The organism is Mariniflexile sp. HNIBRBA6329, assembly GCF_043558645.1.
In the GTDB taxonomy this organism is placed as follows: domain Bacteria; phylum Bacteroidota; class Bacteroidia; order Flavobacteriales; family Flavobacteriaceae; genus Mariniflexile.
The window spans coordinates 68,914-81,889 of the sequence record NZ_JBIFXS010000012.1 but is presented as its reverse complement, the minus strand read 5'-3'; the positions used below and the strand labels follow the sequence as shown (position 1 = coordinate 81,889).

The 12,976-nt window shown below is 33.7% G+C and carries 12 protein-coding genes; 9 read left to right on the top strand and 3 right to left on the bottom strand.

The features are described 5' to 3' along the window. The first annotated feature begins 115 nt into the window (after positions 1-115). The 6 genes from dnaK (at position 116) to ACGK9U_RS12860 (ending at position 8,105) form a co-directional block, all read left to right on the top strand. Positions 116-2,023: a molecular chaperone DnaK gene (gene dnaK / locus ACGK9U_RS12885; protein ID WP_394466794.1), complete on the top strand. Its 1,908-nt coding sequence runs from the start codon at positions 116-118 to the stop codon at positions 2,021-2,023. 223 nt (positions 2,024-2,246) lie between these two features. Then, positions 2,247-2,810, top strand: coding sequence for a hypothetical protein (locus ACGK9U_RS12880; protein WP_394466793.1), 564 nt, complete (start codon positions 2,247-2,249; stop codon positions 2,808-2,810). A gap of 115 nt (positions 2,811-2,925) precedes the next feature. Further along, positions 2,926-3,873 (top strand): NAD(P)H-dependent flavin oxidoreductase, encoded by a 948-nt coding sequence (locus ACGK9U_RS12875; protein ID WP_394466792.1) that lies wholly within the window; start codon positions 2,926-2,928, stop codon positions 3,871-3,873. 152 nt (positions 3,874-4,025) lie between these two features. Then, positions 4,026-5,021: a fasciclin domain-containing protein gene (locus ACGK9U_RS12870; RefSeq protein WP_394466791.1), complete on the top strand. Its 996-nt coding sequence runs from the start codon at positions 4,026-4,028 to the stop codon at positions 5,019-5,021. Between the two features lie 412 nt (positions 5,022-5,433). Further along, the gene (locus tag ACGK9U_RS12865; RefSeq protein ID WP_394466790.1) at positions 5,434-6,423 is read left to right on the top strand and encodes an aldo/keto reductase; all 990 of its coding nucleotides are present in this window, start codon (positions 5,434-5,436) and stop codon (positions 6,421-6,423) included. A gap of 20 nt (positions 6,424-6,443) precedes the next feature. Continuing rightward, on the top strand, positions 6,444-8,105 hold the full coding sequence (locus ACGK9U_RS12860) for a DUF5060 domain-containing protein (RefSeq protein WP_394466789.1): 1,662 nt from the start codon (positions 6,444-6,446) through the stop codon (positions 8,103-8,105). Positions 8,106-8,238: 133 nt separating this feature from the next. Here ACGK9U_RS12860 and ACGK9U_RS12855 read toward each other — a convergent pair whose 3' ends face one another. Both ACGK9U_RS12855 and ACGK9U_RS12850 read right to left on the bottom strand, forming a co-directional pair. Continuing rightward, positions 8,239-9,240 (bottom strand): NADP-dependent oxidoreductase, encoded by a 1,002-nt coding sequence (locus ACGK9U_RS12855; RefSeq protein ID WP_394466788.1) that lies wholly within the window; start codon positions 9,238-9,240, stop codon positions 8,239-8,241. Positions 9,241-9,243: 3 nt separating this feature from the next. Then, positions 9,244-10,050, bottom strand: a complete 807-nt coding sequence (locus tag ACGK9U_RS12850; RefSeq protein WP_394466787.1) for an SDR family NAD(P)-dependent oxidoreductase — start codon at positions 10,048-10,050, stop codon at positions 9,244-9,246. A gap of 133 nt (positions 10,051-10,183) precedes the next feature. Between ACGK9U_RS12850 and ACGK9U_RS12845 the strand changes: the two genes are divergently transcribed. Further along, positions 10,184-10,561, top strand: a complete 378-nt coding sequence (locus ACGK9U_RS12845; RefSeq protein WP_394466786.1) for a winged helix-turn-helix transcriptional regulator — start codon at positions 10,184-10,186, stop codon at positions 10,559-10,561. Positions 10,562-10,712: 151 nt separating this feature from the next. Here the strand turns inward: ACGK9U_RS12845 and ACGK9U_RS12840 are convergent, their stop codons facing one another. Continuing rightward, positions 10,713-11,285 (bottom strand): GNAT family N-acetyltransferase, encoded by a 573-nt coding sequence (locus ACGK9U_RS12840; protein ID WP_394466785.1) that lies wholly within the window; start codon positions 11,283-11,285, stop codon positions 10,713-10,715. Between the two features lie 110 nt (positions 11,286-11,395). On the opposite strand from ACGK9U_RS12840, the gene ACGK9U_RS12835 reads away from it, so the two are divergent. Further along, positions 11,396-11,821, top strand: coding sequence for a PaaI family thioesterase (locus ACGK9U_RS12835; RefSeq protein WP_394466784.1), 426 nt, complete (start codon positions 11,396-11,398; stop codon positions 11,819-11,821). A 3-nt stretch (positions 11,822-11,824) separates the two neighbouring features. After that, the gene (locus tag ACGK9U_RS12830) at positions 11,825-12,940 is read left to right on the top strand and encodes a chorismate-binding protein (protein ID WP_394466783.1); all 1,116 of its coding nucleotides are present in this window, start codon (positions 11,825-11,827) and stop codon (positions 12,938-12,940) included. Positions 12,941-12,976 lie beyond the last annotated feature (36 nt).

The window sequence follows — 12,976 nt, the reverse complement described above, 5'->3', positions numbered from 1 at the left end:
GATTATAAATCATCACTAAAACTGACACTGTGTCAGCATTTCTTTATTGGCATAATCATTGACTTTTACATATCGAATTTAAAAATGAATTTTCAAAACAAATAAAAAATATATTATGAGTAAAATTATTGGAATCGATTTAGGAACAACCAACTCTTGCGTTTCGGTGATGGAAGGTAATGAGCCAGTAGTTATTCCTAATGCAGAAGGAAAAAGAACAACGCCATCTGTTATTGCTTTTGTTGAAGGAGGCGAAATTAAAGTTGGTGATCCAGCGAAAAGACAAGCAGTAACGAACCCTACAAAAACGGTTTATTCGATTAAACGTTTTATGGGAAATAAATTTTCTGAATCTAAAAAAGAAGCGGATCGTGTACCTTACAAAGTAGTAAAAGGTGATAATGATACACCACGTGTAGATATTGATGGTCGTTTATATACACCACAAGAATTATCGGCTATGATTCTTCAAAAAATGAAGAAAACTGCTGAAGATTATTTAGGAACTACAGTAACTGAAGCGGTTATTACAGTGCCAGCATATTTTAATGACAGTCAACGTCAAGCTACTAAAGAAGCGGGTGAGATTGCTGGTTTAAAAGTTCGTAGAATTATAAACGAGCCTACTGCGGCGGCTTTAGCATATGGTTTAGACAAAAAAGGAAAAGACCAAAAAATTGTGGTATTTGACTTTGGTGGAGGAACACATGATGTATCTATCTTAGAATTAGGAGATGGTGTATTTGAAGTATTATCAACAGATGGTGATACACACTTAGGTGGTGATGATGTTGATGAAAAAATCATAAATTGGTTAGCAGATGAGTTTAACGCTGAAGAAGGCATGGATTTAAGAAAAGATCCTATGTCTTTACAACGTTTAAAAGAAGCTGCTGAAAAAGCGAAGATCGAGTTATCATCTTCTGCTCAAACAGAAATTAACTTACCATATATTACAGCTACTGCAAGTGGACCAAAACATTTAGTACGTACTTTAACAAAATCTAAATTCGAGCAATTAATTGACGATTTAGTAAAACGTACTATTGCACCATGTCAAACAGCTTTAAAAGCTGCTGGTTTAACAATTAAAGATATTGACGAAGTCATATTAGTAGGTGGATCTACACGTATTCCTGCTGTACAAGCAGCCGTTGAGAAATTCTTTGGAAAAGCGCCAAGTAAAGGTGTGAATCCAGATGAAGTAGTATCGTTAGGTGCTGGTATTCAAGGAGGTGTGTTAACGGGAGATGTTAAAGATGTATTGTTATTAGACGTTACACCATTATCGTTAGGTATTGAAACTATGGGTAATGTCATGACGAAGTTGATTGAAGCCAATACTACGATTCCTACCAAGAAATCGCAAGTATTCTCAACAGCTGCCGATAACCAACCATCTGTAGAAATTCACGTATTACAAGGTGAAAGAGCCATGGCTGCCGATAACAAAACCATTGGACGTTTCCACTTAGATGGTATTCCTCCAGCAAGAAGAGGAACACCTCAAATTGAAGTAACGTTTGATATTGACGCGAATGGTATCATTCACGTAACAGCAACAGATAAAGCTACAAACAAAACACAAGATATTCGTATTGAGGCATCTTCTGGTTTAACTGAGGAGGAAATCCAAAAAATGAAAGCTGATGCAGAAGCAAATGCTGAAGCAGATAAAGTAGCAAAAGAAAAAGCTGAAAAATTAAACGCTGCTGATGCTATGATTTTCCAAACTGAAAGTCAGTTGAAAGAATTTGGTGAAAAATTATCAGATGATAAAAAGAAACCAATTGAAGAAGCATTAGAAGAACTTAAGAAAGCTTACGAAACTAAAGATATCGCGGTTATTGACCCAGCTTTAGAAAAAATAAACGAAGCTTGGAAAGTAGCTAGTGAAGAAATGTACAAAGCACAAGCTGAAGCACAACAAGGTGAAGCTGCTCCTGGACCTGATGCAAGTCAAAACGGACAGTCCACTGAAAGTAGTGATGTTGAAGATGTAGACTTCGAGGAAGTGAAATAATTTTATCTGCTACACTAATTTAGTTTTAGCAATTTATTAAATAGTAAAAAAATGCAATCGTATAGATTGCATTTTTTTATTTACTCATTTTCTACTTAAAACATATAATGATATCACATCGTAAATTATTTTTTATAGTGTATTATTTTGAGTTAATAAATTATTAAATTAGTAAAAACTATTAAATCGACTGATTATGAGAGCTTTAAATCTTTATTGTTTGATGAGCATTCTATTTTTGGCTATGGGATGTTCAAATGATGATAATTCTGTATCATCTACTGATGATTTGTTAATTACTGATGATTTTTTAATTGGTGATTGGTTTGTTACCAATGTGTCTGTGCAAGGGAAAGTATCTGCTTTAGAAAAAAATTCTGAATACTGGGGGTGGGTCTTTTATCCTTATCCTATTCCAGTGACTTCATCAAAATTTGAAACAGAAAACTATGCAGTTAATTTTTCGAATTCACCTAAGCAATTAACATCTATTGGTAGATTAAAAACGACTTACGTTTTAAATGTTCATGATTATTTGAACAATGATGTAATTTCTAAGGTTATTGAAGATGTTGATTTTTTAAAGCAGGGGAATTGGCATTTAAATAATACTACTATTATGGTGAATAACAGTGACCAAAATGAAAACTATTATATTAAAAAGGTTTCAGATAGTGAAATCATGCTATTAAAATTATTAAAAGATGGTATTACTTTAAACAGTTTTGATGGAGAAGTTAAATGTGAAGCCGATTTAGATATGTGGGTTACATTACAAAAGAAATAAAAACAATGTTAAAGAGTGACTAAACCAGTAAGCTTTTTTTATTATCTGTAACAAGTTTTAATTATTTGAAAAGGCATGTCTAATATTTATTATATTTAGAGAAATCAATTTAAGCATGCATAAAAAACTTACTCAGGTTTTAGATATTAAACATCCGATTATTTTAGCACCAATGTTTTTGGTTTCTAATACAACCATGGTTATTGAAGCTATGAAGGAAGGCATTGCCGGATGTATTCCTGCACTTAATTACCGAACTTTAGAAGAATTAAAAGCGGCTATTTTAGAGTTAAAAGAAGCTAAAGTTGAAGGAGGGTCTTTTGGTTTTAATTTAATAGTAAACAAATCGAACATAAAATATAAAGAACAATTGCGTGTACTTTGTGAGGAAGGTTGCGATTTTATAATCACATCATTAGGAAGTCCAGAGGAAACCATCAATTTAGCTCATAAAACTGGTATAAAAGTGTTTTGTGATGTGGTCGATTTAAAGTTTGCTCAAAAAGTAGAAGCTTTAGGAGCCGATGCTGTTATTGCAGTGAATAATCAAGCAGGAGGCCATAGAGGAAATCTTTCACCGGAAGCATTGATTAAAGAGTTGGTATCTCATTGTAATATTCCTGTTATTTCAGCTGGTGGTGTTGGTATTAAAGCTGATGTTGATAAAATGTTAAGTTATGGTGCCGATGGTGTTTCAGTAGGAAGTCCGTTTATAGCATCGTTTGAAGCCAATGTAACTGACGAATATAAACAAGCTTGTGTGGACTATGGTGCTGAAGATATTGTAATGACCAATCGAATTTCCGGTACCCCATGTACCGTTATCAATACACCATATGTTCAGAAAATAGGTACTAAAACCACTTGGTTAGAATCTGTTTTAAATAAGCATAAAAAACTGAAAAAATGGGTTAAAATGATTCGTTTTTCAATTGGAATGAACGCCACAAAAAATGCAGCAACTAAAGCCACTTATAAAACGGTTTGGGTTGCAGGACCTAGTATTCAGCATACGGATAAAATTCTTCCCACAAAGAAAATTATTGAACGTTTGGTGAAATAAATTCACCCTTTTTTCTTAAAAATGATGTAAACAGTTTGTTGTTTAACTGATTTTTTGCGCTTTTAATCTTTTTGTTTAACAAAAAATATAAAAAATTAAACAAAAATCATTATGTTTGAATTATTCTAATAATCGTTAAACAAAAAATCAAAATGAAATCACAAATCAGTACATCGAAACCCCAAATTTCATTCTTTAAATTACCTATGTTACTTTTATTTGCCCTATCTACCATGATATTTTCATGTAATACGCAAGATGCAGATATTATTGACAATGAAGGATTCCAACCTTCTATTGTTGAAGTGTTAGAATCTTATGGTTCGGAATCTGGAAGTACTGTATCTAAATCTGTTGATTCTAAAGTTAAAAAGCCAACTTTTAAAACCTTAAGTGTAGCTTTGGCTCAAACCCGTTTAGCAGGAACAGTATCTTCTAACATGCTTACAGTGTTTGCACCAACAGATGCGGCCTTTGCTAAATATGGTCTAAACCAAAAAAACGTTAGCGCTTTTCCAGGAATTGTTGATATTTTGTTATACCATGTTGTAGCAGGCAAAGTATTTAGCACAGATTTATCAAATAGTTTTGTAACAACTTTAAATGGAGCTGCTGTACAAGTGAACTTGGAGTCTGGAGTTATGATTAATACATCAAATGTTGTTATTGCAGATGTAGAAGCTCGTAATGGTGTTATTCATGCTATTGATGATATTCTATTTCCACCAACCCAAGATTTAGTGACTTTAGCAAGTAGTTTTGATCCTGAGTTTTCAGTGCTTTTAGCAGCAGCTACAAAAGCTGGTTTAGCAGAAACCCTAATGAACGATGGCCCTTTTACAGTTTTTGCTCCAACCAATCAAGCATTTATAAACTTCTTAGAAGTGGCTGATGTTGATGCAGCTATTGCGGCTGTTAATGGACTGCCAGCAGAAGCGTTAGCTCCTATATTATTATATCATGTGGTGTCTGGACGTGTATATTCAAGCGATTTATCAAGTGGTCCTGTAACTACATTAGATGGCGATTTTGAACTGGATTTGGCTACATTGACAATTGATGGAAACGCGCAACTAATTCCTAGTTTACTAAATGTACAGGCTACTAACGGTGTTATACACGTTATTAGCGAAGTATTGGTACCCTAATGGATAAACAATTATAAAGTAATTAAGCATGACATTAAACTATAATGTCATGCTTTTTTTATAGTATTTGTATTGATTTAAAAAAAATCAGTAGAACGCAATTATAATACTTAAAACCATTTTGTAATGCCAGTATCATAATTTTTATATTATAGGTTATAATGCTAAAGTTATACTAAATTGGCTAATAGAGTAATTCTTAGTATAATTATATTTTTCATTCTTTTAAGAAATAAACAAAAACTGGCAAAGTTAATTCTTCATTATGCTTTTTTAAGCACACAAGTAGTTCCATATTTTTGGTAATGTGAATTATAACAATTTAAAATTGTTATATCTTCGTTTTTTTAATATTTAAATGTTAAAGTAAGTTTTTGAGGTGATTTACACCCTATAAATTTTCAATTGAAAGATGATGAAAAACAGAAAATTAGGAGTTAGCGGATTTGTTGTAAGTGAAGTCGGTTTAGGTTGTTGGCAATTAGGAGCCGATTGGGGTAAAGATATTTCAAAACAAACCGCTTTTGATATTTTAAGCGAAGCAGTTAAAAGTGGTATTACTTTTTTTGATACAGCCGATGTTTATGGAAATGGTAAAAGTGAAACCATTATTGGAGAATTTTTAAAAACTTGTGAAGTTCCTATTCGTGTAGCAACAAAATTTGGTAGGGCAGGAGATGCATTTCCAGATAAATATTCAAAAGAAGTTTTAAGAAAATCGGTTGAAGGTTCTTTACAGCGTTTAGGGGTTGATTCGCTAGATCTGTTACAACTTCATTGTATTCCAACTCATTACTTAAAAAAGGGTCATGTTTTTGATTGGTTACGCGATTTACAGCAAGAAGGACTTATCAAGCATTTTGGAGCCAGTGTAGAAACAGTAGAAGAAGGTTTAATCTGTATAGAACAAGAAGGTTTACTATCACTTCAAGTCATTTTTAATATTTTCAGACAAAAATTAGTTACCGAATTATTTCCGCAAGCGGAAGCAAAAGGCGTTGGTATTATTGTGCGTTTACCTTTAGCAAGTGGATTGCTATCAGGAAAGTTTAATAACAAAACTACTTTTCCAGAAAACGACCACAGAAACTATAATAGAAACGGAGACGCCTTTAATGTAGGTGAAACTTTTGCAGGTTTACCATTTGAAAAAGGTTTGGAATTTGTAGATATTATTAAAAATACCATATTGCCAGATAATTTGACCATGGTACAACTGGCTTTACGTTGGATTCTAGATCACCAAGCCGTTAGTTGTATCATTCCAGGTGCTAGCAGTACAAAACAAGTAGTTTCAAATGCTCAAGTTTCTAACATTAAATCCCTATCAAATGAAGCACATAAAGCTTTGATTGATTTATATAAAAATGTAATTCATAAAGAAATACGCGGAGGTTATTAAGTTATAAGCAAAAATTTAAAATGAGAGTAAAAACGTTATTTTATCTAATTGTGCTATTTATAACTTTAGGTTGTAATAAAGCACAACCATTAATCGAAGTAGGTTTGTATCGCACGTTCGAACACGCTATAGAAAACAAAAATACTTATGCTAATAAGTTTAACGATGTTCAGTTAAATACAACTTTCATTTCTCCATCAGGAAAAAAGACTAAGTTTTTCGGATTTTATGATGGTGATGGAAAAGGTGGAGGCGACTTAGCAACCGGTACTATTTGGAAAATGCGTTTTATACCAAATGAAGTTGGAAAATGGACATATGCATACACTTGGAGTGATAATGCTAAAGGGGGAGAAGGTATTTTTGAATGTACTGAAGCTAATGCAGGAAAAGGCATCTTACAAGCCTATAAAGAAAATCCGCGTTGGTTTGCATATAACGGAACAGAACCTGTTTGGTTAAAATCGTATTATGAAAGTGGTCATGGGTCTATTGCACAACCTTTTGATTGGGTAAAGGAAAACGTATATCAGCCAATTATCAATAGAGGGTATAACCATTTACAAGTTAATTGGTTATTGTCCTTGTGTTGTTTTGAGCAATATTATCATGATGGACCAAAACCTTCTACGCAAGATTTAACCTTGTATACGGAAGGTAAAGCTTCAAGTACCATGCGATTGGATGTTTGGCAAATGATGGAAACTCATGTAGATTGGCTTAACACTAAAAATATTGGATTGCATATGTTTCTTGGTTTTGATGGTAGTCAAAACGATGGTCCTAAATGGACAAGTTTAAGTGAAACCGAAAAAGATTTTTACGTGCGTTATGTGGTTGCTCGATTAGCGCCTTATGCAAACATTGCAGGTTGGAGCTTTGTTTGGGAGGTTCCGGGAGATAGACAAGATAACGAACTTGGTTGGGCACAATTAGTTAAAAAATACGATGTGTTTAGTCATTTAAGAACTTATGAAGATGAATATCCCATTGATAATGAATACCACCGTGAAGCATATAATTTCGCTGCCATAGAAAACCATTATATATTTTCTGAAGAAAGGGATTTAGATAGACCATATTGGAAAGAAGCTTGGACGCATCACGAAGCCTGTTTAGCAGCTTATGTACCAGGTAAACCTGTATACATGATTGAAGGTAATGCACTTTGGAGGCGTTTTTGGCAAAAAAGAACTCAAGCGACATTAGATGATTTACGTCAATCTGCCTGGGCTTGTGTAACTGCTGGTGCTTCATTTAATTGGTGCGGACAAGCAGGTGAAGATGAATTGGTAGCTTTTGGACCAGAAGGTTTGCCATTTTTTGAATCGGATAATCCGTATTTAGCTTCATCCAAGGAAATGGATATTTTAAGTGATGTTATGACGAAAGAAGTTACTTTTCACAGTATGATTCCAACCGATAATTTACTCTCAAATCATGACAACAAAAAAGTGTGGTGTTTATCTGAAAAAGGGAAGCAATACTTAGTGTTTTCTTCAAACGGAAATGCTTTTGAATTACAATTGGCAGCAGGCAATTACATAAATAATAAATGGCTTAATGCAAAAACGGGAGAAATTCAAGAAATACCAGAAATTACGCTTATTGATAATCATGTAAGGAAGTTTAGTCCACCAACTAAAGATACCGATTGGGTTTTGTTAGTAACTGGCAAGTAATTTAATATATTAACTATTGGTTTTTTTAGTAAGAAAATTCTAATTTCGCTTATCGTATGATATAAAACATTAAAACGATTTTATATCATATAGTTAGGAGCTACTTTACCGACACCCTACATTGACAGCCAAACTACTTGACTTTAACGACAACTTTTCCTTTGGCGCGACCACTTGAAACATAGGACATTGCTTCGTTCATTTGTTCAAACGAAAACACTTTATCAACTACAGGACGAATGACACCTGTTTCAATAAGCTTTCCGATTTCAGACAACTGCTTTCCGTTGGCTTGCATATAAAGAAACGAATAATCAACACCGAGTTTTTTTGCTTGACTTCTTACTTTCCTACTCAAAAAGAAAATTGCTGTTTTCATAAACCACGACAAACCAACTTCTTTTGCAAATGCAGGATCGGGCGGACTTGAAATAGAAACGACTTTTCCGCCTGACTTCAATATTTTCATGGATTTCTCAAGCGTTTTTTCGTCCTGATTATTAAGCACCAAGTCGTAATCTTTTAGTATCGTTTCAAAATCTTGTGTTTTGTAATCAATCACAATATCGGCACCCAAACTTTTCACCAAATAAAAATTACCGGCACTTGCTGTTGTGGCAACAGTCGCACCCAAATGTTTTGCCAACTGAATAGCAATCGTCCCGACACCACCTGAACCTGCTTGTATAAAAACTTTCTGACCTTTTTTGAGTTTTGCTTTTTCAACAAACGCTTGCCAGACCGTTAAAGCAACCAATGGAATGGAAGCCGCTTTTTCCATTGAAATGTTTTTTGGTTTCAAAGCGGCATCGTTTTCATTGATAGTAATGTATTCCGCAAACGCACCGATTTTGAAATCGGCAGGACGAGCAAAAATTTCATCACCAACTTTGAAGCGACTAACTTTTGAACCCACTTTTGTAATGATTCCTGCGACATCGTGTCCTAAAATCAACGGAAATTTATATGGAAGTAACAACTTAAACTCACCACTTTTCAGTTTGACATCTAACGGATTTATACTTGCTGAATGGACTTGAACCAATACCTCATTTTCCTTAACAACTGGTTCGGTAACTTCTACAAGTTGCAATTTATCTTCCTTGCTGTAACGATTTATTGTATATGCTTTCATTTCTTATTTTTTAAATTTATTTATATTTTTTATGATGGAATTTTCAAAGGTTTTAAATGAAAAATATTGTATAGCAGGGAATAACGAAGACCCCTTGCCTACGGGATTGTTAAATTTGGGACTTTCATTTTCAACCAATTTCAACAGCGTTTCAACAACGGCAGTTGGCTCTTCGGATTTTGATAATAAATCTTTTGTATAATCTTCAAGTGTTGTTCGATATTCATCATAATCACTTATTTTGTTTTCTGCAACTTTCGAGTTAGTGACTATATTGGTTTTAGACCACATTGGTTCTACCATACTTACTTTTATATTAAATTCATTCAGTTCAAAACGAAGGGCTTTGAAATAACCTTCTAAAGCATGCTTGGATGCAGCATAATACGCCCCGCCTGGAAGACTGATTAAACCCATAATTGAACCTACTGTAACTATCTTACCAAAACGCTGGTTTCTAAAATAAGGTAACAGTTCATTGGTTAGCATAACAGTTCCCCAAAAGTTGGTTTCAAATTGTTGTTTGCCTTGAGTTATGGTAGTTTCTTCGGCAAGTCCAGACAAATAAAATCCTGCATTATTTATCAAAACATCTAATTGTTTTATTTCGGTAAAAAGTTGTTTTCTAAAAGATTTGATTGATTTATCATCAGTAATATCCAATGCTAACATTTTGAACGGCAATGAAGACTGATTTTTATCAGGGTTGCGGCTTGTGCCAATTACATTGTAACCCCTTTTGTGTAGCTCTTTTGCGAGTAACAAACCAAAGCCCGAAGATGCTCCTGTTACTAAAATTTTCTTTTTCATTTTTACTTATTTTGTTCTTTTATTTGTAAATTTGCTTGCAAATTGCAAGTACAAATATACAAACAACTTTCATAATGCAAGTTGTTTTTTAATTTATTTTATGAAAACAAGTAAAAAAAGATCAGACTGCCCATTGAGTTGTTCACTTGACATATTTGGCGACAAGTGGTCATTACTCATTATTAGAGACTTAATATTCGGAAATAAGTGTACCTACAACGACTTTTTAAAATCAGCAGAAGGTGTTGCAACCAATATTTTAGCAACAAGACTGAAAGACCTTGAAGAAAATGGTATAATTGAAAAATCTGCACACCCAGACAGTAAGGCAAAAAAATTGTACCGATTGACACCAAAAGGAATGGATTTATTGCCTATACTTATGGAAGTGTACGTTTGGTCTGAAAAATATTATGAAGTGCCAGCTGACCTAAAAGCAACAATCAAAGAAGCCAAGAAGGACAAAGACAAATTTATAAAACAAGTAATGAAAGAATTGAAATCAAAATGACGAGAAAAAGCAGCAGCTATCAATGGGTATAAAACATAGGGCGGATAGTGGTTTTCGCAAGTTTGGGGTTTTTAGTAAGCATAGTCTCGGTGAACAAGTACGCAGCTCCGAAATGCCCTTCGTTTCATATCTGAGACCGATAAGCATAACCCTAAAACCCTCCAAAAACATTCCGTTTAATACCATCCCACTCATCTTTCAAAATCCCATAACAACAGGTGCTTCGTTTAAAACCACCAAGCATTAACGTGTCTTTTCGTAAAATACCTTCTAGTTTTGCGCCTAATTTCTCTACCGCTTTTCTTGAGATTATATTACGTTCATCAACTCGAAATTCTACTTTATCAAAATTTAACGTTTCAAAAGCATATTCTAGCATTAAAAACTTCATGTGTTTATTAAGTCCGGTACCTTGAAATTGGGTCCCAATCCAAGTCCAGCCTATATGTAGCACCTTGTTTTTCCAATTAATCAATCCAAAACGTGTAGAACCCGCATAAGTATTGGTCTGCTTATCAAAAATAATAAAAGGAATAGCCGTTTTATGGTAAAAACAGTTTACGGCATCTTCTGTATATTCCTTTAAATCATCGGGGGTATCAATTTTACTCGGCGAGTACTGTACCAAATTAGGTTGCCTTGCAATATCCAATAAGTGTTTATAATTGCTCAAATCTAAAATAGATAGTTTAACTCGCTGGTTTTCTAAGGTTGTTATTTGCATATTTTTTTGTTGTGTTTGAGTAGAAATCTTTTTAATTGAAACCATTTTTTTATAGTCTTTCCATACGTATTTTGTACTTTTACCTACGCGATTAAAAATACACTATTTCTATGCAATTATCTAGAGAAGTTATGTTGGAAAAGTTTAGCGACATGGCAAAAAACACCTTGTTGGAAACCTTGCAAATAGAGTTGGTTGACTTTGGTGATGACTTTTTAATATTGAAAATGCCGGTAACTTCTAAAGTACATCAGCCAGACGGTGTGTTGCATGGTGGCGCAACTGTGGCTTTGGCCGAAACTACCGGAAGTTTTGCCGCTGAGTTGTTATTGGATACAAAACAATTTTTTGTGCGCGGAATAGAAATTTCTGCAAACCATGTTAAAAGTGTAAGAACGGGTAATGTGTTTGCTAAGGCAACTTTTATTCATAAAGGACGTACCACCCAATTATTTGAAATTAAAGTGACAGATGATAGCGATAACCTCATTTCGTTATGTAAGTTAACTACCATTTCACTTCCAAGAACAAAATAAAATATGACTTTGGAAGATTTTTTTACCCGTATTGAAACCCAATACAAAAACAAATTACCTTTTGCAGCTTATAGAAAGCCTCGTGAAATCAAGTTAAGCGCATTATTACAAGAAAGCAACCATTTGCATATTGTTAACGATTTTACCGAAAAAGGCTTTGTTTTTGCCCCGTTTGATGATTCTGAAACTTCGGTACTGATACCTTTTGAGGGTTCGGAGTTTGTTTCTTTATCGGTTGAAGTGTCAAATCCGATTGAGACTTCTAGGCATAATAGTATTATGAATGTAGAAGAGAAGCTTCAGCATAAAAATCTTGTAAATAAAGGTGTTGAGGCTATAAAAAAAAATGAATTTGAAAAGGTAGTGTTATCAAGAAAAGAGCAGGTTTCAATACAAGAAAACAATCCCATAATTATCTTTAAAAAGCTTTTAAACACATATTCTTCATCCTTTATTTATTGTTGGTATCACCCCAAAGTGGGTTTATGGTTAGGTGCAACGCCCGAAACGCTTATAAAAATTGAAGGGACTCAATTTTCCATCATGGCATTAGCAGGAACGCAGGTTTACAAAGGGAATTTAGATGTTACTTGGCAAGACAAAGAAATAGAAGAACAAAAATTTGTAACCGATTTTATTGTTGATAGTTTGCAATCATCGGTGGATAGTTTGAATATTTCGGATACTGAAACCGTAAAAGCTGGGAATTTAGTACATTTAAAAACCATGATTTCGGCTCGATTAAAATCCGATTTAAAACTAAAAGAAGTTATTGGTAAATTACATCCAACACCAGCTGTTTGTGGCGTGCCAAAAGAAGCATCAAAACAGTTTATTTTAAATAATGAAAGCTATAAACGTGAGTTTTACACTGGTTTTTTAGGTGAATTAAATTTTGAAACCAAAACAGCACCACGTTCCGGTAGAAGAAATATAGAAAATAGGGCATATGGCATCACCAAAAAAAGCACACAATTGTATGTAAATTTGCGGTGTATGCAGATAAAAAAAAATACAGCAATTATATATGTTGGTGGGGGTATTACCGCTAACTCAAACCCTGAAAGTGAATGGGAAGAAACTGTATCAAAATCTTTAATTATTAAAAATGTGCTGTAATTAGCTTATATTAAGCCCTATTTATTACTTTTACAT

What these genes read in the sequence shown, in the direction of transcription:
- ACGK9U_RS12850 (WP_394466787.1), bottom strand. Translation starts at nt 10,050, where the DNA reads ATGAAAAAGAAAATTTTAGTAACAGGAGCATCTTCGGGCTTTGGTTTG.
- ACGK9U_RS12880 (WP_394466793.1), top strand. Translation starts at nt 2,247, where the DNA reads ATGAGCATTCTATTTTTGGCTATGGGATGTTCAAATGATGATAATTCT.
- ACGK9U_RS12830 (WP_394466783.1), top strand. Translation starts at nt 11,825, where the DNA reads ATGACTTTGGAAGATTTTTTTACCCGTATTGAAACCCAATACAAAAAC.
- ACGK9U_RS12860 (WP_394466789.1), top strand. Translation starts at nt 6,444, where the DNA reads ATGAGAGTAAAAACGTTATTTTATCTAATTGTGCTATTTATAACTTTA.
- ACGK9U_RS12855 (WP_394466788.1), bottom strand. Translation starts at nt 9,240, where the DNA reads ATGAAAGCATATACAATAAATCGTTACAGCAAGGAAGATAAATTGCAA.
- dnaK (WP_394466794.1), top strand. Translation starts at nt 116, where the DNA reads ATGAGTAAAATTATTGGAATCGATTTAGGAACAACCAACTCTTGCGTT.
- ACGK9U_RS12870 (WP_394466791.1), top strand. Translation starts at nt 4,026, where the DNA reads ATGAAATCACAAATCAGTACATCGAAACCCCAAATTTCATTCTTTAAA.
- ACGK9U_RS12875 (WP_394466792.1), top strand. Translation starts at nt 2,926, where the DNA reads ATGCATAAAAAACTTACTCAGGTTTTAGATATTAAACATCCGATTATT.
- ACGK9U_RS12835 (WP_394466784.1), top strand. Translation starts at nt 11,396, where the DNA reads ATGCAATTATCTAGAGAAGTTATGTTGGAAAAGTTTAGCGACATGGCA.
- ACGK9U_RS12840 (WP_394466785.1), bottom strand. Translation starts at nt 11,285, where the DNA reads ATGCAAATAACAACCTTAGAAAACCAGCGAGTTAAACTATCTATTTTA.
- ACGK9U_RS12865 (WP_394466790.1), top strand. Translation starts at nt 5,434, where the DNA reads ATGATGAAAAACAGAAAATTAGGAGTTAGCGGATTTGTTGTAAGTGAA.